This window comes from Myroides sp. A21 (genome assembly GCF_000807225.1).
GTDB classification, from domain to species: domain Bacteria; phylum Bacteroidota; class Bacteroidia; order Flavobacteriales; family Flavobacteriaceae; genus Flavobacterium; species Flavobacterium odoratimimum.
Genome location: NZ_CP010327.1, coordinates 1,912,433 through 1,934,242, shown reverse-complemented (window position 1 = coordinate 1,934,242; position 21,810 = coordinate 1,912,433). Strand labels below are relative to the sequence as shown.

The following is a 21,810-nucleotide window of genomic DNA, read 5'->3' as shown; positions in this document are numbered from 1 at the left end:
TACGTCTTCTTTACCTGTTTTTTTACTATTTTTTAACACTATTTCATTCTTTTTAGCTATATAAAAAACAGAAATAAGATATTATTGCAATATCAAATGAGAGTTCCTACCTTTGCATACTCAAAAAAAATCTATGGTAAGAACTCTCATAACTAGAATTATAACATCCCCAGTCATTATCTATACAACCAGATGCTTTATCGGGTTTTACATCGGATACCTACTATTCTTAAAATATCCGAACTATGAAATCCTGTGGACTTTAATCTCGATTATGCTAGTTATCTCACCAGAAGGTCAGAATTCTAAAAAGCTATCTGTAGAACGATTTAAGTCAAATCTAGTGGGGTCTGCTGTTGGTTTAGTTTGTTTAGAGATTCATCCTAGCCCTGATTTCTACATTAGTTTATTAGGTGTATTTCTAACGATCATGACCTGTTATCTATTCAAGATATTAAATATGGCTCGCGTAGCCTTAGTAGCTCTTATCATTATCCTTGTACAGCCGCATACTGCTAGCTCAGTAGAGGCTACTCCGCTGTTTAGATGCTTAGCAGTGACCTTAGGGTGTGTGATAGGTCTGACGATAACAGTACTTACCTCTATGATCATACGCAGACTAAAAAGGTATTATGGAATACCACTCTCTTAGAAGTTCATTAAGCAAATAGCGTTTGTAAAATGTATCTGTTATATTTGTAATTTGAAACACAAAACTACATTATGACTGCTAAAGCGAAAGCACCTAAGGAAACTCCATTAATGAAACAATACAACGATATAAAAGCCAAGTATCCTGATGCTTGTCTATTATTTCGCGTAGGAGATTTTTACGAGACATTCGGTGAAGACGCTGTCAGAGCATCTAAAATATTGGGCATTACATTAACCAAACGAAGTGCAGGTACAGCTAGTGAAACAGAATTAGCAGGTTTTCCTCATCACTCGATTAATGTTTACCTACCTAAGTTAGTCAAAGCTGGACTAAGAGTAGCTATCTGTGACCAGCTAGAAGACCCTAAAACAACTAAAACTATTGTCAAAAGAGGCGTTACTGAGTTAGTAACACCTGGTGTTGCCTTAAACGATGAAGTGTTACATTCTAAATCTAACAACTTCTTATGTGCAATACACTTTGCTAAAAAGACAATCGGTATATCATTCTTAGATGTTTCTACAGGAGAGTTTTTGACCACTGAAGGAGATCAAGATTATATAGATAAACTACTACAGAACTTTGCCCCTAGTGAGATTCTAGTACAGAAGAGTAATAAGACACACTTCTTACAGAACTACGGGACTACTTATAATCTATTCTTACTAGATGACTGGGTATTCAAGACTGACTTTGCATTTGAGTCTTTGACTACTCATTTTAAAACTAATTCCCTAAAAGGTTTTGGGGTAGAAGATTTAGTAGAAGGGACGATAGCCTGTGGAGCGATACTATATTACCTATCAGAGACACAGCACACTAGACTAGAGCATATCTCTAATATACAGCGTATCGCTGAAGATGCGTATGTGTGGATGGATCGTTTTACGATCAGAAACTTAGAGCTATACAACAGTGCTAACCTGAATGCGATAACGCTATTAGACGTGATAGATAAGACCTTATCTCCTATGGGAGGTCGTCTACTGAAGCGTTGGCTAGCGTTACCACTTAAGGATACCAAGAAGATTACGGATAGACATAATATCGTAGAGATACTAAAAGAGAACAGTGAACTCCTAACACTCTTCCAAACCCAAATAAAGAAGATATCTGACTTAGAACGATTAATCTCTAAGATCGCTACTGGTAAGGTATCTCCTAGAGAGCTAATCTATCTGAACGATTCTCTAGATGCTATTATTCCGATCAAGGAGACTGCCCAAAAAAGTAGTAATGATTCTCTAAAACAAATGGGAAATAAGCTACATGGATGCGAGCTACTTAGAGAAAAGATCAGAGGTACCATCAGTGAGGATGCTCCTGTAGCGATAGCAAAAGGAAATGCAATAGCAGAGGGTGTACACCCAGAGTTAGACGAACTGCGCAAGATCTCTACTTCTGGTAAAGAACTGCTAGAGGCTATGGAGATCAGAGAGAGTGAGAAGACAGGTATTCCATCGCTTAAAATATCGTTTAACAACGTATTCGGGTACTATATAGAGGTTCGTAATACGCATAAAAACAAAGTGCCTGCAGAGTGGATTAGAAAGCAGACGCTAGTGAATGCAGAACGTTATATCACGGAGGAGTTAAAAGAATACGAAACCAAGATACTAGGTGCAGAAGAGAAAATCTATAAGCTAGAGAACGAATTGTTTGAACAGTTCGTAGCTTGGTGTGCTCAATATATCAAACCTGTACAGCTAAATGCTAATCTTATCGCACAGCTAGACTGTCTGAGCTCTTTCGCTCAACAGGCTCTTGAGAATAACTATGTAAGACCACTGATAGATGACTCTTATGAACTAGATATAAAAGATGGTCGTCACCCTGTAATCGAGAAACAACTAGCGTATGACACACCTTATATCACGAATGATGTCTATCTAAACAATAAGGAACAACAAATCATCATGATCACTGGACCTAATATGTCTGGTAAGTCTGCTATTCTTAGACAGACAGCACTTATTGTATTGTTAGCTCAGATGGGAAGTTTCGTTCCAGCTAGAGAAGTACGTATGGGGCCAGTAGATAAGATATTCACACGTGTGGGAGCATCAGATAACATCTCTATGGGAGAATCAACTTTCATGGTGGAGATGAACGAGACAGCCTCTATCTTAAATAATATCTCTGATAGAAGCTTAGTCCTATTAGACGAGATCGGACGAGGTACGAGTACCTACGATGGTATCTCTATAGCCTGGGCTATCGCAGAGTACCTACATCAGCATCCAGGTAAGCCTAAGACATTATTCGCTACTCACTATCACGAGCTCAATGATATGTCTCAGAACTTCGACGGAATAAAGAACTATAACGTCTCTGTCAAAGAACTTAAAGACAATGTGCTATTTTTGAGAAAACTAGTTCCTGGTGGTAGTGCACACAGTTTCGGTATTCATGTGGCGAAGATGGCAGGTATGCCTACTACAGTTCTAAAACGCGCTGAAAAGATGCTAAAACAACTAGAAAAAGGACATGCTAAAGATCAACAACCACTGAAAGCAGTAGAAAATGATCTACAGCTAAGTTTCTTTAATCTAGATGATCCTCTATTAGAAGAATTAAAAGAAGATATCCTTGCTATAGATGTCAATAATATCACGCCAATAGAAGCGATTATGAAGATAAATGAATTAAAGAAAAAACTAAAATAATATAAAGAAGGAAGCTCGAATGAGCTTCCTTTCTCTTTTTTGGTAAAAACCTTTGTAAAAAGGCATGAACACAGACTTTGTAAATCAAGGAGTTAAAAAATATCTTTGTTTTTTAGCTACTTTTTATTTGGATAAACAAAAAAACGTTCTATATTTGCACTCGCAATACAGAAGTAAAGCGAAGTTCTTAAAAAACATTATGCGAAAATAGCTCAGTTGGTAGAGCGCAACCTTGCCAAGGTTGAGGTCGCGGGTTCGAACCCCGTTTTTCGCTCTATATCACGCTCGAGTGGTGGAAGTGGTAGACACGCTGGACTTAAAATCCAGTGGGTAGTAATGCCCGTGCGGGTTCAAGTCCCGCCTCGAGTACATAATCCCAAGTTAACGCTTGGGATTTTTTTTTGCCCCTTTAGAAATGTCATCCCCTTAGATATTTCTACAAAAAGTAAATTTCTTTAATTTTGTTTCTTAATTGATATGAGTGCATTCGTAATTAGTTTAAAAGATAACGGAAAGTATAAGTACACTTTTGAACACAGAAGAGGTAAAACATTAATGACAAGTGTAGAGTATCCTAGTGTAGAAGCTATTCATTCTACTATATCGTTCCTTAGAACCAACTATGATTCTCTAAACTTCATTAAGTTTAAAACCCCATCAGGTAAGTCTTACTTCAGACTCGCAATAGACAAAAAGATCTATGCCAACAGTAGAAGATTTAATACCGAACTAAGATTCGAAAAGGCAATGGAGGAGATTAAGTCAAACTTTGCTAACGCTGAAATACTAGATTTATCTCTAGATATCTTTGGAAATTTTCCTTCAGAAGATATATTTGACGCAGAGTAAGTATAATCTAGTTATTATAAAAAACTGATTTACAAGACTCCATAGAATAGTTTTAAAAAAACTAAAAAAGTCTTTTTATTTAATGGAAAAACATTCTATATTTGCCATCGCAATCACGAAAAAACGTGTGCAGTCAATGCCAATTGAGCTCGAGTGGTGGAAGTGGTAGACACGCTGGACTTAAAATCCAGTGGGTAGTAATGCCCGTGCGGGTTCAAGTCCCGCCTCGAGTACAGAGAATCCCAAGTTAACGCTTGGGATTTTTTTTGTTATTAAAGTTATATTTATCAACTAGATCAGGATCAGTGACAAAAGTTGGGGACTAGGCAAAAAGTGGATCAGTGACAAAAGTTGGGGACTAGGCAAAAAGTCTAGTTAATCTAAAAAGAAAAAACTTCTTATCCCTAACACCTCTATACATCATACGGAAGTATTTAATTTTGGCATTAAATGATTCCGCAGAAGCATTTGTACTTCTATTAATAAAGTAATTGATGATTTCGTTATAGTGTACATTAAAAGTCTTTAAAACAATACTAAAGTGTTTGAGTGAAGCTTTTTCAATATCATTAAACCAATGAGCAAGCTTAGTCATAGCTATTTCTTTATCTATTTGTAGATTATATATCTGTCTAAGGTTATTAGCAAGTAGATAGGCTTGTTTAATCTCTGGGTATAATTCAAATAGTATCTTAGCTCTTTCTTGTTGGTCAGATGTCCAATTAATTTGGTTTTTATAAAGTAGAGAACGTGAGCGAACTAAAAGTTGCTTCTTAGTATCTCCATTACTAAGTATTTCAGGATTATATATAGTGCCTTGTTCCTTAGCCTTTAAAACAGCAGTGTTCTCAGCGTCAAGCTCAGCCCATCTATATTTTATTCTAATATCTTGTACAGCTTCACTTACAAGCTTTTGTACATGAAAACGATCAATTACTTGCACAGCTTTAGGGAAGCACTTCTTAGCTATCTGTTTCATAGCCCCTGCCATATCTAAAGTAATCTCGGTAACTTTATCTCTAAGTTTTTTAGGTAGTTTAGATAGATGCTTTATTACAGTATCTGATTTTGTTCCTTTAACTATCGCTACAATGGTCTTTTTCTGACCTTTACCTGCTTTAGAAGTCAGTATAGTGTACAATTCTCCCATAGATAAACATACTTCATCTATGGACAGTTGTTCAGTTATATTTTCTGGGTAGAGTAGCCAGTCTTGTGCATGTTCTTGTTGATCCCATTGTTTGAAACCACTAGTTTTATGTTTGTATTGGCGTTGAAACTTCTCTCCTTTAACCCCAAATAATTCACCAATAGCCTTACAGCTAAGTACTTTAGTATCGGCCAATTTTTTTTAAGAACTCCGAAAACTCTGTAGTCATTCGTGTTCCTTCTGCGATGATATTCCAATCACGTGATATAATTTCTCCTGTTTGTTTATCTGTCCAACGACGACGTTGTACGTGTAGTTTAACTGATTTACCTCGTAATGGGAAGTCTTCAATAGTAATCATACTATGGAAACCTTTAGAAATAAGCTGTCTTTCAGTACATTGATTTGCGTAATCATTCTTCTCTTCAAAGTAGATATGTAGTTTCGTTTCTAATTCTTCTATTTTGGTAATATTGAAGTGTTCTACTAAGTAAGTAGGTAAGATTAGTTTTAGTATTTCTTGGCTATCCATCATAGCACAAAGATATTATTTTACACTTTCCTCCCCAACTTTTAACGTTGATTCCAAAAAGTCTAGTTAATCTAAAAAGGAAAAACTTCTTATCTCTAACACCTCTATACATCATACGGAAGTATTTAATTTTGGCATTAAATGATTCCGCAGAAGCATTTGTACTTCTATTAATAAAGTAATTGATGATTTCGTTATAGTGTACATTAAACGTCTTTAAAACAGTACTAAAGTGTTTGAGTGAAGCTTTTTCAATATCATTAAACCAATGAGCTAGCTTAGTCATAGCTATTTCTTTATCTATTTGTAGATTATATATCTGTCTAAGGTTATTAGCAAGTAGATAGGCTTGTTTAATCTCTGGGTATAATTCAAATAGTATCTTAGCTCTTTCTTGTTGGTCAGATGTCCAATTAATTTGGTTTTTATAAAGTAGAGAACGTGAGCGAACTAAAAGTTGCTTCTTAGTATCTCCATTACTAAGTATTTCAGGATTATATATAATGCCTTCTTCCTTAGCCTTTAAAACAGCAGTGTTCTCAGCGTCAAGCTCAGCCCATCTATATTTTATTCTAATATCTTGTACAGCTTCACTTACAAGCTTTTGTACATGAAAACGATCAATTACTTGCACAGCTTTAGGGAAGCACTTCTTAGCTATCTGTTTCATAGCCCCTGCCATATCTAAAGTAATCTCGGTAACTTTATCTCTAAGTTTTTTAGGTAGTTTAGATAGATGCTTTATTACAGTATCTGATTTTGTTCCTTTAACTATCGCTACAATGGTCTTTTTCTGACCTTTACCTGCTTTAGAAGTCAGTATAGTGTACAATTCTCCCATAGATAAACATACTTCATCTATGGAGAGTTGTTCAGTTATATTTTCTGGGTAGAGTAGCCAGTCTTGTGCATGTTCTTGTTGATCCCATTGTTTGAAACCACTAGTTTTATGTTTGTATTGGCGTTGAAACTTTTCACCTTTAACTCCAAATAATTCACCAATAGCCTTACAGCTAAGTACTTTAGTATCGGCCAATTTTTTTTAAGAACTCCGAGAACTCTGTAGTCATTCGTGTTCCTTCTGCGATGATATTCCAATCACGTGATATAATTTCTCCTGTTTGTTTATCTGTCCAACGACGACGTTGTACGTGTAGTTTAACTGATTTACCTCGTAACGGGAAGTCTTCAATAGTAATCATACTATGGAAACCTTTAGAAATAAGCTGTCTTTCAGCACATTGATTTCCGTAATCATTCTTCTCTTCAAAGTAGATATGTAGTTTGGTCTCTAATTCTTCTATTTTGGTAATATTGAAGTGTTCTACTAAGTAAGTAGGTAAGATTAGTTTTAGTATTTCTTGGCTATCCATCATAGCACAAAGATATTATTTTACACTTTCCTCCCCAACTTTTAACGTTGATCCCTAGATCATCTTATAACCTCCCTTCTACTAGCATCAATCTAAAAGTTGTTACTCTGCTTATGTGAAATATAGCCCAAGTAATATTTTTAATGAAAAAGAAAAAATTGTAGACATCATTTCAAATCAAACTAGTCATTCAAGTTGCGAAAAGGCATTAGCAAAATACATATATTAAAAACTCATTAAACTTACAGTAAATGAGTTAGAAGAATGGAAAAACAAAGTAGAATAATTTTCAGTAAAAAACACTCTATTTTTCTTGCACACTAAAAAACAATACTCTATTTTTGCACTCGCAATACAGAAATAGTATCGCAGTCTACAGAAGACGCTCGAGTGGTGGAAGTGGTAGACACGCTGGACTTAAAATCCAGTGGGTAGTAATGCCCGTGCGGGTTCAAGTCCCGCCTCGAGTACAGAGAATCCCAAGCTAACGCTTGGGATTTTTTATTTTATATACCCTGATCTCAATATCGACATCCGATAGAAAACGCAATACTACAATAGTATTGATTTCATAGAGCGAACACTCTTTCGCCTTACTAATTCCAATACATCAGTAATCATGATTAGAATTCAATTTCTGTTTATTAAATTATTTTCAAAAAGAACACTTAATAACCATCTATTAATCAACAAATAAGAATATTTTAATCTTTTTTATTTATAAAAACATCTTTTATTAGTTGTATAGTAAAAAATAATATTCTACATTTGCACTCGCAATACAGAAGTAGTATTGCAGTCTACAGAAGACGCTCGAGTGGTGGAAGTGGTAGACACGCTGGACTTAAAATCCAGTGGGTAGTAATGCCCGTGCGGGTTCAAGTCCCGCCTCGAGTACTAAACGGGAGAATTGAATTTTTTGTTCATTTCTCCCGTTTTCATTTTCAGCTATTTCATTATTTATCAACAGGATAGACCTTACTAAAACATTAATTCTATCGGTTCGATAAATTTCCCCATCAAAAACTACTTTCTCTGGAAAGATTGAACCTATTATTCTTCTTTTCATTGATATATCTGCCTGAGCGTAGAGTGTACCTATGTTTGCAATTACTTCTATTGCTTTGTTCAATATTTTATTAATGTCAATCTTTACCTTGCTATTTTCCTTCATTAATTGTGTTTCTAACACTTCAAGTTCTGCTTTATTCGATTTTTTGATTTCAAGGTAATCCTCATCGTCAAGTGTTCCACTTAATAATTTTGTCCTCGCCATACTAAGTTGAGCGTTTAGTCTTTCTATCTCATTTAGCAGTGTTTTCTTTTGATCAATTGGATTCTTTAATATCTTGTTATAGGTATCTAACAAATGTTTCTTTAAACGGGTTAAAAATGCCTCGTTTAATTGTAATTGATGTAATCCCTCTTCAAATAATAAGTTTGCTTTACTTGCACTATGTCTAAACCCACAAGAACCTATACAGTGATAGTAATAATAACTGTTGTTTCTACCCTTTGATAAACTACCTGTTAAGTTTCTACTACACTTAGGACAAACTAAAAATCCTCTTAGTGGTAAATTCTCATCTGATAGTACTTTTGTATTTGGTAGTTCCTTTCTTACTTTCCCATCTAACACCTCTTGAACTTTATCAAACAATTCTGTTGTGATTAATGCTTCATGTAGTCCATCGACAAAGTGAGCTTCTTCGTCTTTGTGCTTAGGTATAAATATCTTGCCACAATATAAAGGATTGCGAATCGCTACGTGAAAAGCACTCTTACTAAAGCTACGAGGACTAAACTTATTCATCTCTAAACGTATCTGATTAGCTGCTAATAATCCCTTGGCAATTTCTTCAAAAGCCCAAACTAATGCTTTAGCTTCTAATTCCTTTACAGCGATATACTTTGTTCCATCTTCTTTACTCCTGTTTATATATCCAAAGGGAGCTTTACCCATTAATCTTCCTTCCCTCTTAGCTCTTCTCATACCGTGATAGACATTAAGTGCTCTACGGTCATTCTCTACCTCTGGAGCCGCTAAGTAAATCGCGAGCATTATTTTATTTTCGGGAATAGATAAATCTAAGGGTTGTTCAATAGCTTGTAATTCGATGCCTAATTTGGTTAGTTCACTAAGCATTTGATACGCATCACCAGCGTTACGACTAAACCGATCCCACTTGGTAAATAACAACAAGTTGGTTTTATTGCTTCGCTTACGCAAGTCTTTCATTAATGCAATCCAAGAGGGACGATTAAAACTTTTAGCTGAATGATCCTCTAAGATAACCTTGCCTACTTGAATATCGTTTGATTGGCAAAAGCGTCGCAGTCGCTCTTCTTGATCTCTTTGAGAATAACCTTTATCAGCTTGCTCATCCGTTGAAACACGGATATACAAATCTGCTATTTTCATAGGTTAATTATTTAATTTGACACAATTGTTTTGGTTGGAAGTGTATAAATATACAAATAACTTACTCTATATCAAAGTATTCCTTAAACACAAAGCGTGTTAATGTGTACATAAACTCCAATACAATAGCGGTTTCTTCTTCTGTTAAATCTATTCCCTCTTTCTTAAAGTAAGTCCTTCCCTCTTCTATTGGGATTTTTGGAATTTCAAGTTTTGTTCTCATAATGTAGCCTTTTACTGAAAAATAGCCAGTGGATTATCTCAGTATGATTTTTTGGCAATCATTGGTCGTACTTGGTACTATAATGTACCCTTGTTTCACGAAGGCGAATTAAATTTCTATTCTTACAGGATATTTTATAACTTTACCTTTCAATCTTTTTTAATCTTTGGCTTTCTTTTTAGCCTGCCTAATTCTGCTAATTAATTATGGAACATAAAATACATCAAGGAAGAAATGTAAAGCGTTTTAGAGAAATGCTTGGAATCAAACAAGAAGTTCTTGCTTTTGACTTAGGAGAAGATTGGAATCAAAAAAAGATATCTGTTTTAGAACAGAAAGAGGTAATTGATAACTCACTGTTACAGCAGATTTCTAAGGTGCTTAAAATACCTGTTGAAGCGATTGAGAATTTTGATGAACAGCAAGCGATTAATATTATTTCAAGTACATTTAATGATAATGCCTGCGTTGGTGTAGTGGTTAATAATAACATCAATCCCATAGATAAGTTAGTTCAACTTCACGAAGAAAAGATTGCCTTGTATGAGCGTATGCTTAAAGAGAAAGATGAAATGATGAATCGTTTAGAAAAGTTGATTCAAAGTAAGTAGATAAAACTTAATTACACTATAAAAGTTTAACCTTATGGTTAGTTTTTTGTCTTTTATTACCTTTAAAATCAGTATATTTAAAGTATGAAAAAAGAACAAAAACTAACTGATATTTCATCTTTAAAAACTCAATTATTTTGGGATACTGATATTAATAAGCTTGATTATCAGAAAGCATATATTCCAATTATAGCACGAGTAATTGAACGTGGAGATCAAAGTGAAATAGATGAAATCGTTCGGTTGTATGGCAGAGATAAGGTACTTCTTACAATATGTAAGGAGATTAAGTTCTTACCTAATTACGCTATTGAAAGAGCTATTAGATTTTTTCCAGAGCTTCGAAAAGAAGATATACTTTGTTATCAAAACAGAAAAGACAAATCTTATCATTGGATATAAACAATAAAAAAAGGTAGAATTACTATGGACGGTATTCTACCTTTTTCCTTTTATAGATAGATATTTATCTATAATTGGCAGTGTCGCGTACTTGTATTAACAAGCAAGCTTCTAATAATCTGTGAAAAACGAGCATTGATACATCACTATCATATTCTTTGTTAGATGCATTATTAGCCATTGTTGCTAAAACTAAATTGAAAAAAGAGTTCGTTATGCTATCTAATGTGAACTGCTCAAAAACACTTTTAAAGACTAAGTAAGGATCCTTAAACTCTTGTTCACTTACATATTTCATTTCTTGTAAATCTTCTTCAGTTATTGTAGAAACAGTAAGTTCTTTCTCTATAAACACATTAGGGTTCAAAAAGATTCGGTAGCTTGCTTTAAACAAGGATTGTAAAACGGTTAAATCAAAAATAACTTCCGACACCTTTGCCTTATCATACATTTTATCACTAAGTAGATACCAACAGTAATTGCGTATCTGCTCTTGAAAATAATCTATATGAGCAAGATCGCTTAACCAGTCTAATAGTTCATAAGGACACTCTATATCTTCTTTTGTCCATAAATGAGATTCTAAAGTAAAATCGTACGTTTTCATAATTCATGATTTTTAAGTTCTCCTAAAACTACCTTACTGTAAATCAGTAAACTATTCGTATTCATCGGTAAATTATCCGTTTAAAAAAATAGGTAATGTAATTGAATAATGATAAATCCTGAGATTCCTAATAAAAACACAATCGGATATAATACCTTATAAACGAATAGATTACAGTAAATCAAGGTAAGAACTTGCAGTTGTTAACCTTAAACACTGTAAGCTTATGAAAACTAAATTAGAAATCAACGAATTACAAGGTATTCCTCTTGTTGTTCAAGAGAAACTACTCTATGAGATCAATAATGGAAATGTTGAATTAATCTTTGCAACAAGTCCGCATTTCTCACCAATCAAGCAAATAACGGTTGTTCTAAATAAGGATATACCAGATGCTAAAAAACAAGAGCTACAAGAATCTTCGTGGGCTAAAGAAGTATTTGAACAGTTCGGTGTAGTTGTAACGTTTTGTAAACACATTGTATTCCCTTTTGAAAGTGATTTTCACTTTACTTATTTATCTCTCTATCTAAACCCACAGTTTATAATCTATTCTCGTAAAGAAAGTAGTTGGGGAAGCTTATTGCAGAACTTTTATACTTTCTCTATTAGAAAACAACTCCTACAACTTGATAATTGGGTATTGGAGATAAAACAAAAACACGAGGATTATAAAACTCGTTTTATTGATTCACTTGTTAAACAGAAGCAATTTCAAGCTGTATTGATTATGTATGTGCATATCATACGCCTTTATCTTCACAGCGTTCAAAGCATGCTGTTTCCTAAAAATACCTTCATTTATAATTCAGATGTAGAGCTTTTAGAATCAATAGAAAATAATTACCCAGAACTAAGTCAAATCTTTATCAATAGTGAGGTTGATAAAGCGTATCTGTGTAATCTATTGAATGTTGATTGCAATAGCATGATGACAATTGAAAATAATGATCTTGTTAAGCTTGAGAGTATATGTACTGTTATAAGCGAACAATTTGAAAAAGGAGTCAATAACTTTTTTACACCAAGAATTGAGTATCTACTTAGTGATTTAAAGGGAAAGCAAATTTTCTCTAAAGTAGAATATGAACAGTTCATGCTGAATGCCGTGATTAAAAGACTTCTTCAAAGCTATCGTATTGACTTAATCTATTTAATAGAAAGTAAAGTTTCTAATGACTCAATAGAATTCCTCTTGTTTATAGTCGGTGCTGATATTAAGATTCAAATGGAACAGCATATGTCAACCTTAATCAGAAATCACTTTAATCAACGAGTTGAAATCACTTGCCTATTACATAAAACTACTTGGACAGAACGTCATGGCACAAAGTTCTTACCTTTTATCTACAAGCACATTACAGATGATAATATAGTATACAGTAGAACCAAAAAGAAGCATACTAAATTTATTCTTCCTGTTTTTGAACTACCCGAAGATACTGATAGTTCTAATTGGCAAAAGGACTTTTGGAAACTATGTCAAGATAACTTAGAAAGTCAATGGTTACAGATGGATTTGTCTGGTTGTTCTACTTATCAAATTGGACATGTTGTACAGTTAGGAAGTATTTTCAAGCAATTGTGTCTTTCATTCTTATATAAGAAGCTAAACTATGTCCCTCATTTTGCTAGTCCTCGTTACTTATGGAAACTCGTACAATGGGCTGATAGAGATTATAGTAATCAGTTAATGAGTGTAGAACAGTCAGATGCTCTTTTCTATTTTCTAAATACAAAACTGCCTTACTTCCCAAGACAATCAACCCCCGTTAGTACTCCTTCCCAAGAGCAGTATTTAAACACACTACACATTTGTAATCACTTCTACAATCACCTTAAAGAAATATATACCAATTAATAACCCTTAAATATTAAAAATTATGGAAACTAAATTTCAATTACTAAAAGAGCAGAAGTTCCCTGAGAACCTTGAGAAAAAGCTAATAAGTAGTATAACAGATAAGCAAGTTACTACTATTTGGTATGGTGGTGTCTATAGTTCATCCTATGACCTTGAAGTATTCTGGCTTCACGTAAAAAACAAAGAAGAAGCTACAAAGGTATTTAGTAAGGAATATACTAAAGCACTCTTAGAAGATAGTAATTATCATATTGTATTATTAGACGATAACGATTTTAAGTTACAAGATAAAGCTGGAAGAGCATTTATCAAATTATGTTTAGGTGATACGCTTTTACTTTACAAAGATGATAATACAGAATTGCCAAGTAGTTATTGTTATTCCTCTGATGTAGAAAGTTTCAAGCAAAAATACATAGAGACCTATAATCTTTTATCATCTTACAGTAATGGTCTTAATAAAGATGAAGAATTCGGTGTTACTTATTTCTATTTAAAATTCTTTGAACATGATTTAGGTGTTATTGAAACAATGCTCTTTGGAACTATTAATTCACAGAGTACTCTTACAGAAAGATTGTTACTACTCGAACGAGTATTTCCTCAGATAAAGACGCTATTTGTGAAAGACGAAGAGAACTTATTCTATATAATAGAAGCAATCGATAGAGATTCCGAATCTGCGCGATTTGATGATTGGGCATTGGCACTCGAGAAAGTTCAAGCGAAGTTACACATAATGGTTATACAACTACTTGATAAGTTTGAGTTTGACTCAAGACCTTATAAAATAAAGCCTAAGATAAAAGGAAAAAAGGAAAAGAGATTTAAATATATAGACCAGTTATTACCTCTAACTAACACTAATGGAGTAGAGGAAATCTATAAATTTCATGAAACTGTAACCTTTGAAAATGAAAGGACGATTAAACATTTCTACCTTTTAGTTCTTACTACCAAAGAAGAAGCTAATGAAGTACAGAAGGTAATTGATCGTTTTAGTTGTAAAGATGATGATCTTAGATTTACAATTATTGCACACACAAGACTCTTTATCCAAGAGTACAGTTTTGAAAACATACATTTTTTTGAAGATGTAGTCAAAGAGGAAAACATAATCTACTCCAACGGGTATTATCCTTCTATTCATTGGATGGACAACTATGATTGTGATTATGGAGAGAGTATCTTTAGACTCAAATATCCACTTTCAAAGATTAATAAATTTATTAAGAAAAAGATTGCTCACACTAAAAAGCAAAGTTTTATCTCAACCAATAAGCTACATAGGTGTCTATATATAAAACTACAGATGTATATACTTGTGCATACAACTTATTTACCTCATACTTCAAATCTAAATACTTTACTCAGTTTAGCTTTGTATGCAGAGAATGATAATGCACCTAAATTAAATATGTTAATTAATCAACTAAATTCCTTTTTGCTTACCTATACGCAGAAGAATATCCAGCAGAAAGACAATAATTTAATTTTAGATAATTCTACTATTGATTCATTAAAGCAGTTCTTTGATTTTATAGATGCATAAAGTAAATGGGGGATATTTTTTATTAATAACTGCACAAAGTTAGGCAATGCCTTGCGGTTCGCTTACAAGAAATTCCCCCATAAATGCTTGACTAAAGTCTTCGCTTTATTGCGTTGCTTCTTGCGCTCGCTAAGCCATTACCAATTGTGGCTGCATAATTAATTTAAAAAATTTAATATTATGGAAAGTACAGTTTTAAACACAGAATGGCTTATCGCATCAGAAGTAGAATTGATTTACAAATCAAAAGTAAAGGCTTCACAAAGACCTCAGATTACATCTTCTTATAGTGCCTATCAAATAGCATTAAAAGCTTGGGATAGTAATAAGATTGAATTATTAGAACAGTTTAAAGTACTTATGCTTTCAAACAACAATAAAGTACTTGGAGTATTAGAAGTTTCCTCAGGAGGGATAACAGGTACAATAGTAGATTTAAGAATTATCTTCTCCGCTCTTTTAAAAGCGAATGCTACGGCATTTTTGATTGTACATAATCATCCATCAGGAAAATTAGCTCCAAGTGATGCTGATAGACAAATTACAAGAAAGATTAAAGAAGTAAGTAAGATACTTGATATTACGCTTTTAGATCATTTAATTATAACAGCAGAGAGTTACTACTCTTTTGCAGATGAAGGCATCTTATAAGATGCCTTTGTTTTTTTAAAGAAGTAAAACTGTAAAGGTGCTTTTACAGTTTTACTTCTTTATTGTTTTATTGAAATACATAAAAAATAGGTTTATTCTTTTCATTAAAGCTTGTAGTTATCTCTTGTTCGAATTCGTTAAAGTGATGCTTTAATAGATTATTTAGATAAGTATAGACAGATACCTTATTTTCGCCTATTACTTGAACTATACGGGTTAACTTCTTATGGAACTCTGGTTGCCTATAAACCGTTTTACCATCTTTTGCCTTAGTAGATATTTCTTTTAAAAAAGTATCTACATAATTCTCTATACTCTTAGTCGTTTGTACTTGAGCTAATTCTCTTAATTGATTAAGTTTTTCCATTATAAAATAGGTTTGAATTTGTCATTAAAATATTGGGTAATTTCAGAGTTATACTGCTGTAGATGTTGCTTTAAGATATTGTCTAAATAAGAGTAAAGCGTTGTTTTTTCTTCTTTAGCCAGTTGGGCTATACGAAGTAATACTTCGTGATACTCAGGTCGGATATAAACAACCTTTCCTGCTCTGGATGAAGGAAATTCATTAACTAGAAAAAGCTCTTGGTATTTAGTAGTTGCTATTTCTTTCTTTGGCTTCTTCTCCTTGACTTTTGTTACTTCTTCTTGGATTAGAGGTTCTTCTTTTTCTTCTAAGATTGGCTTAGCTTGTTTTGCAGGCTTAACTTCCATATCACCACTCATGATATTCATTAAGTAGTCTTCATCGACTAACTCACTTTGATTGTCTTTTTTTGATGGTTGGTTTACTGTTTTCATATTGTATTTTTTTAAAGGTTTACATTTTACATTATGGATAGTTGTAAGTTTTAGTTTGTTGGAAACATTATACTAATACGTTTTTACACCAAGATCATTTTAAAACAGCTTTAAAATGCTATTTCATAGGTAATTGTAAAACTTACCTTACTATCTTACAGCAAAGAAAGTATATATACAGTTTGAAAACTTTAAATGGAATTTTAAAGTTGCACTTGGCACTTTAGTGTCAAATAGTGAGTGATTTCTTAATATGAAATCACTATGGATTTTACTTTGTAAAATTGATGGATTTAGTAATCGAAAGATTACAGCAAGTTATGTTTTGAGGCACTCGAAACTACATTCGTGCCATCAAAACGACTTGCTCTTGCAGAGGGATGGAAAACTACTCCGAAGTCGCTAGTTTTTGTCTAAATAGGATATAAACTCAAAATATTGAGGGGGTTACGGATTTCTGTATCTCATATTGAGCTTTTCTGTGTTAGTTGGATACTAATTGAATACTTTAAAATATGATAAATTTTAAACAAATAAAGATATGCTAATTTTTATCGTTACCCCTATTTATATATAAATCAATTACCCGTTGTGCATTATGAATAAGTAACAAAAAAAGTTGCCCATGCTTATAATAAGCAGTAAATTTAAGATCCTACCCAAAAATTTACCAATGGACAACTTGCTTGCAAATTACAAAAGAGTCTTAGAAGTTTTACAGTCAATTAGTGAAAATACTTTACTTTCTTATCAAAGACGAAAACCTAAACTAAGTGATATCGAACTAATAAGTGTTTGCCTAACAGCTGAATATCTTGTATAGATAGTGAGAATTATTTGTTTACACTTTTACCTAAAGAATTACAACACAAAATAGAATGCAGTGTTTATAATAGAAGGAAACGTCGTTTGTTTTTTCATATTGAAGCTTTAAGAGCTAAAATTTCTGGATTATTAAATAATAATCAAACTCATTTTATTATTAATAGTATGCCATTAGAGGTCTGTAAACTATCAAGAAGTAATAGAGCTAAAATTTGTAAAGAGCAATACGATACTTCTCCAAATCAAGGCTATTGTGCCTCTCAATCCTTGCATTTTTATAGATATAAACTACATGCGGTTTGTTCATTTGAAGGTGTTTTTCATAGTCTAGATTTAACTAAAGCTTCTGTACATAATATCAAATATTTAGAAGATGTAAAATATCAAATAAATGATTGTGTGTTAGTTGGAGATAAAGGTTATTTATCAAGCAAGGTACAATTAGATTTATTTGAGAGTGCCAATATTGAGTTAAGTACTCCTAAAAGAAAAAATCAACTTGATTATAAACCTCAATTCTTTTTATACCAAAAAGGAAGAAAAAGAATTGAGACCTTATTCTCACAACTTTGTGATCAGTTTATGATTAGACGTAATCATGTTAAATCTTTTGATGGATATAAAACCAGAATACTATCTAAGGTAACTGCCTTGACTACAATTCAATATATTAATAAATTCTTACACAATAGAAATCTAAATACTTTAAAGAAACCTATTATTTAAAATGTGCAACGGGTAAATCAATTATGAATTAAATTACTTCACTTTTTATCATCTCCATTCACAACTTTATGTATCACACAATTTAAAACACTAATAACCAATCATTTTAATACACACTTCATAAAATCCCCAGCAGCTATACTAAGGGAAATACCTCCAGATAGCCAACCTCCTACTATCATCAAAGCCTTAGTGTTACAAGCCACTTAGTACACCGTTAACATTTGTCTTCGAGTCTAATTTACCGATATTATCAGCTTAGTATCACTAGCAAAGCCAAAGGTAAGCTTACCACTACCATCAAACTCATCAGTCCTCCTGATACGCCATGCTTTTCTGCTTTTACTAAGAAAGTAACTTATTTTCTCTAATAAAGTTAATCATTATTCCCAAAACACACTGTCACTATAAAAGTGAGTACCATACACAGTATAGTTTTAAAATTAATAGTAATAATAATTTATACCTCCCTCCTTGTCAATCTTAACTTTTGCATCTTTATTCAAAAATAATCGCTCTCCTCTAAACTCAAGGATGGTATCAGAAATTACTCGAATATAATCACCATCAAAATTAGCTACACAAAACATAAGTGGATCTAGATCTAACTCTATATCTATACTTTTATGAAACTTAAACTTTGGGCTTAAAATAGAAGCTGCATACACTGTACCTTCTCTATTCACAGGATTATAAAAATTAGGATAAACCTTCAGATAAAACTCCCCCCTCAACCTTCCGTAATCTCCTGAAGACAAAATATTCATGCCCTCTCTTAGCACAATACATCCACTTGTGCCTCTAGCTTTGTCAAAATCACTCACTAAATATTTCTCTGAACACAGTGTTATAATATATTTAGATTCTTGATGACTATTATACTTACTGGGATCTTCAAAGTACTCTTCATAATACCCTTTTTTAATAGTTAAGTTTACTTCTATTTTATCTTTAACGAGCTCACCTTTATTAGTAAAACTAACTTTAAAATAATCCTTAACTAAATCTCTTATCCTTGCTGGCTGTTCATTATTTAATTGAATAATTTTATCGTCAACTCTTTTAAAACTGCCATAAGCTTCTATAGGATTAATTAAAGTATGAATATCTAACTTTAAAACATCTGAATGAGATGAATAAGCATATTCTTCATTCTTATAATCTAAGAACAAACGAGTTCCTTTCTCACTTACATATAATTCTATTGCTTCTTTTTGTTGAGCAAAACACCCTACATTAAACAAAATAAAGTAAAAAAAATTTTTCATAATACATAAATTAATAGCCATTCTTTTTCAAAAAATCATCTGTAATTTGCTCCATAGAGCCAACTCCTAATTTATCACCTAAACTATAAGAAACTCTAAAAGCAGCTATTTCTGAACCATAAATCTTAAACCTTACAAGAGTATTTGCTTCAAAAGGAACTAATATAATGGGTTTAGAAAACATAACATTATGAACATGAATTGCTTCATGTATTAATACATTGGTTTTTCCATTATAATAGATATTCAAAATATTCCTATTACTCCCCCAACTTAAACCGCCATGTAACTCTCTACCACCACTAACTATTGTCCCTCTTTTAAACACATTAACAATATACTTTCCACTTTTAATGTTGTCTAAAACACTATTAATTGACCTAGAAGCTTTACCAAGCTCAGTAATCTGATCTACCAAATCACCAATCTTATTATTCAATTTTGTATATCTCCCTTTTGAAGGATCTAAGGTTGATAACTTTTCTCTTGAACTTTCTATTTGTCCTTCTAAATATGTTGTTCTATTAGCTATTGCATCTTGCATTTCTCCTTCATAATCAACTAAACTCTTGCTGTTTGAACTACTTGAACTATAGACTACCTCATGCATCGAATGGTTCAGTCCACTGGTGATCAGTCCTTGCTGCATGCCCTTCATAAAGTCTCCTCCTGCTATACTAGAAGATATACCTCCTGATAATCCACCACCTACTATCATCATTGCCTTATTATCACTAGTGCTTAATACACCTTCAGTGACCACACCGTTAGTATCTGTCTTAGGTCCTAATTTACCAATACCACTGGATATCATCGAGCTAATCGCTCCACTAGCAAAGCCAGAGATAAACTTACCACCATCTAACTCACTCATCAGCCCACCTGATACGCCATGCATACCAGTCCATACTAAGAAATAACTTTTTGTTATCTAATAAATTTAACCATTATTCTCTCAACAGAAAAACATTATTCAAAGAGCATAAAAAACTCCTAAACATAATTGCTTAGGAGTTAAAATTATTTTAATGAATCTTTATACAAAGTTTGTAACATTATATACAACAAATTAATCAGGCAAATCACTAAATCAACGATATATACAATGAAGGTTTTAAAAATATCAAATCATAGTGACGATTATCAATTGTACTTACAGTCATATATACTTCATCATACTCCACATTAACAGCAACAATCATACTTATTATACCAAAACTACTTTCTAAGTTATCAAATTTAGAATTAGGATATAATCTAGATAATGCCTTACTCCAACTTTCAATAATTAAGATACATTTTCTATCTATCACTTCATCTTTTTCTAAATCATAGAAACCGTCGAAGCTTAATTCTATTTTATTCTTATCAATATCATAAACGAACTTACTTACAACTTCATCATCAAAAGTATATAGTAATTTATTATTTCTAATTAAATTCATATTCTTCTTACTTAATCCTAATACATGTATCAGTACTTCTAAAATTTACTAATTAGATCATTTATCAAACATTTTGACACAACATATTTACCAGCCTGTACTAAGAACTGACTTTATTTATTTAATAAAATTAATCATTATTCACTCAAAATAATAACGTCATTCAAACAATATAAAAAAGAAACCTCCTAAACAGTATTATTCAGGAGGTTGTATTGTATATGATAGGTTCTCATTAAAAAATTATCAATAATTACTTATAGGCACACTTTTAAATAGAATTTAAGAACGAGACTATTTTATATGCTATTTCCTTTCCATATTCTCTTTCTACATCTTCGATATTTAGAATATGCCATTCTTGATTCTGAGCATGTACAGAATAAACATTTATAAATATCTCTATTTCTCTTTGTTCCTCCACATTCCAATTAGATATACTTTCTTTCATTAAGAGAAGCCTCTCACTCCATCTATCAAATTTATAATACTTTCCAGAAGCATTAATTTCAACATTTAATAAATTACAATGATCGCTAAAAGTCAAATCATGTAGTTCAGCATTGACAAATGAAACATTTTTCATCTCATTTTTCTTAGGACTACCAAACTCTTTGTTATCTGATTTTAAAGGAAAACCTCCTCTAAACCATATATCATTTAATTGACCTTCAAAATCACATTCCTCAAATGAAGAAGCATTAAAATCAAGGCCTTTTATACGAGAGTTTTTAAAAAAAACACCCACAAACTCTGGTCGTATAAAAATTGCTTTTGCAAAACTGCATTGAATAAACTCACATTCTAAAAATTTAGTTCCATCATAACCTAAAACTGCACCGTTAAATTTACAATTTTTAAAGACACATTCTTTAAAAATATTCCCATGATCTGAAAAGCTAGAAAAATCAACTTTTTCAAAGTAACATCTTTCAAACAAAGATTTTTCAACCCAACAATCGTTAAACATTGAGAAACTAAAATCAGCATCACAAACTTTTAACTTACGAATAGTTTTAGTTTTTAAATCTAATCCTCTTAAATCAAGTTTTCCTTCAACAAATTCAATAGAATTACTAATTGAAGACAACTCTCCTCCTTTTAACAACAGACTCCCTACTTTATCCTTAACCATTTTTAATTTTTGACATAAATTCCATCTGTCAACCATTTTTTTCTTTATCATAA

General features: G+C 32.4%; 20 protein-coding genes, 5 tRNA genes and 2 pseudogenes. 14 read left to right on the top strand and 13 right to left on the bottom strand.

The annotated features are described in order from the left end of the window. Positions 1-133: 133 nt before the first annotated feature. The 6 genes from MYRA21_RS08825 to MYRA21_RS08800 all read left to right on the top strand — a co-directional run bounded on the left by MYRA21_RS08825 (position 134) and on the right by MYRA21_RS08800 (position 4,403). Positions 134-652, top strand: coding sequence for an FUSC family protein (locus MYRA21_RS08825; protein WP_006257297.1), 519 nt, complete (start codon positions 134-136; stop codon positions 650-652). 71 nt (positions 653-723) lie between these two features. Next, positions 724-3,321 carry a DNA mismatch repair protein MutS gene (gene mutS, locus MYRA21_RS08820; RefSeq protein WP_006257298.1) on the top strand — a complete coding sequence of 866 codons (2,598 nt, stop codon included), beginning with the start codon at positions 724-726 and terminating at the stop codon, positions 3,319-3,321. A gap of 201 nt (positions 3,322-3,522) precedes the next feature. After that, a tRNA-Gly gene (locus tag MYRA21_RS08815) sits at positions 3,523-3,595 on the top strand. 9 nt (positions 3,596-3,604) lie between these two features. Next, positions 3,605-3,690, top strand: a tRNA-Leu gene (locus MYRA21_RS08810). A gap of 108 nt (positions 3,691-3,798) precedes the next feature. Next, positions 3,799-4,170, top strand: a complete 372-nt coding sequence (locus MYRA21_RS08805) for a hypothetical protein (RefSeq protein ID WP_006257300.1) — start codon at positions 3,799-3,801, stop codon at positions 4,168-4,170. A 147-nt stretch (positions 4,171-4,317) separates the two neighbouring features. Beyond that, positions 4,318-4,403 (top strand) — tRNA-Leu (locus MYRA21_RS08800). A 125-nt stretch (positions 4,404-4,528) separates the two neighbouring features. Here the strand turns inward: MYRA21_RS08800 and MYRA21_RS08795 are convergent. From MYRA21_RS08795 to MYRA21_RS08780, 4 genes are read right to left on the bottom strand one after another with little or no spacing between them, the layout of a single operon-like run. Beyond that, complete coding sequence (locus MYRA21_RS08795) at positions 4,529-5,515, bottom strand: transposase (RefSeq protein WP_039328390.1); 987 nt, start codon at positions 5,513-5,515, stop codon at positions 4,529-4,531. Continuing rightward, positions 5,502-5,855: a hypothetical protein gene (locus tag MYRA21_RS08790; protein ID WP_006258407.1), complete on the bottom strand. Its 354-nt coding sequence runs from the start codon at positions 5,853-5,855 to the stop codon at positions 5,502-5,504. Before MYRA21_RS08790 ends, MYRA21_RS08795 begins: the two co-directional genes overlap by 14 nt. Then, positions 5,845-6,888 (bottom strand): transposase, encoded by a 1,044-nt coding sequence (locus MYRA21_RS08785; protein ID WP_233446023.1) that lies wholly within the window; start codon positions 6,886-6,888, stop codon positions 5,845-5,847. Before MYRA21_RS08785 ends, MYRA21_RS08790 begins: the two co-directional genes overlap by 11 nt. After that, complete coding sequence (locus tag MYRA21_RS08780; RefSeq protein WP_039328386.1) at positions 6,875-7,228, bottom strand: hypothetical protein; 354 nt, start codon at positions 7,226-7,228, stop codon at positions 6,875-6,877. The genes MYRA21_RS08785 and MYRA21_RS08780 overlap by 14 nt, the downstream gene beginning before the upstream one ends. A gap of 381 nt (positions 7,229-7,609) precedes the next feature. Between MYRA21_RS08780 and MYRA21_RS08775 the strand changes: the two genes are divergently transcribed. Beyond that, a tRNA-Leu gene (locus MYRA21_RS08775) sits at positions 7,610-7,695 on the top strand. Between the two features lie 341 nt (positions 7,696-8,036). Then, positions 8,037-8,122 (top strand) — tRNA-Leu (locus MYRA21_RS08770). A gap of 742 nt (positions 8,123-8,864) precedes the next feature. On the opposite strand, the pseudogene MYRA21_RS19310 reads toward MYRA21_RS08770, so the two are convergent. After that, positions 8,865-9,647, bottom strand: a pseudogene (locus MYRA21_RS19310) (recombinase family protein); the annotation flags it as partial. 61 nt (positions 9,648-9,708) lie between these two features. Further along, entirely contained in the window at positions 9,709-9,870 is a 162-nt protein-coding gene (locus tag MYRA21_RS19150; protein WP_200888302.1) for a hypothetical protein, read from the bottom strand. A gap of 206 nt (positions 9,871-10,076) precedes the next feature. Here MYRA21_RS19150 and MYRA21_RS08765 point away from each other — a divergent pair, with 206 nt between their 5' ends. Both MYRA21_RS08765 and MYRA21_RS08760 read left to right on the top strand, forming a co-directional pair. Continuing rightward, the gene (locus tag MYRA21_RS08765; protein ID WP_039328864.1) at positions 10,077-10,481 is read left to right on the top strand and encodes a helix-turn-helix domain-containing protein; all 405 of its coding nucleotides are present in this window, start codon (positions 10,077-10,079) and stop codon (positions 10,479-10,481) included. Between the two features lie 84 nt (positions 10,482-10,565). Next, on the top strand, positions 10,566-10,883 hold the full coding sequence (locus tag MYRA21_RS08760) for a hypothetical protein (RefSeq protein WP_039328863.1): 318 nt from the start codon (positions 10,566-10,568) through the stop codon (positions 10,881-10,883). A 64-nt stretch (positions 10,884-10,947) separates the two neighbouring features. Here the strand turns inward: MYRA21_RS08760 and MYRA21_RS08755 are convergent, their stop codons facing one another. Then, positions 10,948-11,490 (bottom strand): hypothetical protein, encoded by a 543-nt coding sequence (locus MYRA21_RS08755; RefSeq protein WP_039328861.1) that lies wholly within the window; start codon positions 11,488-11,490, stop codon positions 10,948-10,950. Between the two features lie 226 nt (positions 11,491-11,716). Here MYRA21_RS08755 and MYRA21_RS08750 point away from each other — a divergent pair, with 226 nt between their 5' ends. The 3 genes from MYRA21_RS08750 (at position 11,717) to MYRA21_RS08740 (ending at position 15,557) form a co-directional block, all read left to right on the top strand. Then, positions 11,717-13,351 (top strand): hypothetical protein, encoded by a 1,635-nt coding sequence (locus MYRA21_RS08750; protein WP_039328859.1) that lies wholly within the window; start codon positions 11,717-11,719, stop codon positions 13,349-13,351. Positions 13,352-13,373: 22 nt separating this feature from the next. Continuing rightward, positions 13,374-14,906 carry a hypothetical protein gene (locus tag MYRA21_RS08745; RefSeq protein ID WP_039328857.1) on the top strand — a complete coding sequence of 511 codons (1,533 nt, stop codon included), beginning with the start codon at positions 13,374-13,376 and terminating at the stop codon, positions 14,904-14,906. 180 nt (positions 14,907-15,086) lie between these two features. Further along, a complete protein-coding gene (locus MYRA21_RS08740; protein ID WP_039328855.1) occupies positions 15,087-15,557 on the top strand; it encodes a RadC family protein in 471 nt (156 codons plus the stop codon). A gap of 67 nt (positions 15,558-15,624) precedes the next feature. Here MYRA21_RS08740 and MYRA21_RS08735 read toward each other — a convergent pair whose 3' ends face one another. Beyond that, complete coding sequence (locus tag MYRA21_RS08735) at positions 15,625-15,924, bottom strand: DUF3408 domain-containing protein (RefSeq protein WP_039328853.1); 300 nt, start codon at positions 15,922-15,924, stop codon at positions 15,625-15,627. Then, positions 15,924-16,358: a DUF3408 domain-containing protein gene (locus MYRA21_RS08730; protein WP_052237534.1), complete on the bottom strand. Its 435-nt coding sequence runs from the start codon at positions 16,356-16,358 to the stop codon at positions 15,924-15,926. Before MYRA21_RS08730 ends, MYRA21_RS08735 begins: the two co-directional genes overlap by 1 nt. Before the next feature lie 673 nt (positions 16,359-17,031). Between MYRA21_RS08730 and MYRA21_RS08725 the strand changes: the two are divergent. After that, positions 17,032-17,909 (top strand): annotated as a pseudogene (locus MYRA21_RS08725) (IS982 family transposase). A gap of 443 nt (positions 17,910-18,352) precedes the next feature. Here MYRA21_RS08725 and MYRA21_RS08720 read toward each other — a convergent pair. The 4 genes from MYRA21_RS08720 to MYRA21_RS08705 form a co-directional block, all read right to left on the bottom strand. Next, the gene (locus tag MYRA21_RS08720; protein WP_144246094.1) at positions 18,353-19,177 is read right to left on the bottom strand and encodes a hypothetical protein; all 825 of its coding nucleotides are present in this window, start codon (positions 19,175-19,177) and stop codon (positions 18,353-18,355) included. 10 nt (positions 19,178-19,187) lie between these two features. Then, positions 19,188-20,075 carry a hypothetical protein gene (locus MYRA21_RS08715; protein ID WP_039328850.1) on the bottom strand — a complete coding sequence of 296 codons (888 nt, stop codon included), beginning with the start codon at positions 20,073-20,075 and terminating at the stop codon, positions 19,188-19,190. A gap of 187 nt (positions 20,076-20,262) precedes the next feature. Continuing rightward, on the bottom strand, positions 20,263-20,622 hold the full coding sequence (locus MYRA21_RS08710) for a hypothetical protein (protein WP_039328848.1): 360 nt from the start codon (positions 20,620-20,622) through the stop codon (positions 20,263-20,265). 271 nt (positions 20,623-20,893) lie between these two features. Continuing rightward, a complete protein-coding gene (locus MYRA21_RS08705; RefSeq protein WP_039328846.1) occupies positions 20,894-21,808 on the bottom strand; it encodes a pentapeptide repeat-containing protein in 915 nt (304 codons plus the stop codon). Positions 21,809-21,810 lie beyond the last annotated feature (2 nt).

Excerpts from the sequence above, each read along its gene's own strand:
- MYRA21_RS08790 (WP_006258407.1), bottom strand. The coding sequence starts at position 5,855 with ATGATGGATAGCCAAGAAATACTAAAACTAATCTTACCTACTTACTTA.
- MYRA21_RS08740 (WP_039328855.1), top strand. The coding sequence starts at position 15,087 with ATGGAAAGTACAGTTTTAAACACAGAATGGCTTATCGCATCAGAAGTA.
- MYRA21_RS08780 (WP_039328386.1), bottom strand. The coding sequence starts at position 7,228 with ATGATGGATAGCCAAGAAATACTAAAACTAATCTTACCTACTTACTTA.
- MYRA21_RS08735 (WP_039328853.1), bottom strand. The coding sequence starts at position 15,924 with ATGGAAAAACTTAATCAATTAAGAGAATTAGCTCAAGTACAAACGACT.
- MYRA21_RS08705 (WP_039328846.1), bottom strand. The coding sequence starts at position 21,808 with ATGATAAAGAAAAAAATGGTTGACAGATGGAATTTATGTCAAAAATTA.
- mutS (WP_006257298.1), top strand. The coding sequence starts at position 724 with ATGACTGCTAAAGCGAAAGCACCTAAGGAAACTCCATTAATGAAACAA.
- MYRA21_RS08825 (WP_006257297.1), top strand. The coding sequence starts at position 134 with ATGGTAAGAACTCTCATAACTAGAATTATAACATCCCCAGTCATTATC.
- MYRA21_RS08715 (WP_039328850.1), bottom strand. The coding sequence starts at position 20,075 with ATGCATGGCGTATCAGGTGGGCTGATGAGTGAGTTAGATGGTGGTAAG.
- MYRA21_RS08710 (WP_039328848.1), bottom strand. The coding sequence starts at position 20,622 with ATGAATTTAATTAGAAATAATAAATTACTATATACTTTTGATGATGAA.
- MYRA21_RS08720 (WP_144246094.1), bottom strand. The coding sequence starts at position 19,177 with ATGAAAAATTTTTTTTACTTTATTTTGTTTAATGTAGGGTGTTTTGCT.
- MYRA21_RS08805 (WP_006257300.1), top strand. The coding sequence starts at position 3,799 with ATGAGTGCATTCGTAATTAGTTTAAAAGATAACGGAAAGTATAAGTAC.
- MYRA21_RS08755 (WP_039328861.1), bottom strand. The coding sequence starts at position 11,490 with ATGAAAACGTACGATTTTACTTTAGAATCTCATTTATGGACAAAAGAA.
- MYRA21_RS19150 (WP_200888302.1), bottom strand. The coding sequence starts at position 9,870 with ATGAGAACAAAACTTGAAATTCCAAAAATCCCAATAGAAGAGGGAAGG.
- MYRA21_RS08760 (WP_039328863.1), top strand. The coding sequence starts at position 10,566 with ATGAAAAAAGAACAAAAACTAACTGATATTTCATCTTTAAAAACTCAA.
- MYRA21_RS08745 (WP_039328857.1), top strand. The coding sequence starts at position 13,374 with ATGGAAACTAAATTTCAATTACTAAAAGAGCAGAAGTTCCCTGAGAAC.
- MYRA21_RS08765 (WP_039328864.1), top strand. The coding sequence starts at position 10,077 with ATGGAACATAAAATACATCAAGGAAGAAATGTAAAGCGTTTTAGAGAA.
- MYRA21_RS08750 (WP_039328859.1), top strand. The coding sequence starts at position 11,717 with ATGAAAACTAAATTAGAAATCAACGAATTACAAGGTATTCCTCTTGTT.
- MYRA21_RS08730 (WP_052237534.1), bottom strand. The coding sequence starts at position 16,358 with ATGAAAACAGTAAACCAACCATCAAAAAAAGACAATCAAAGTGAGTTA.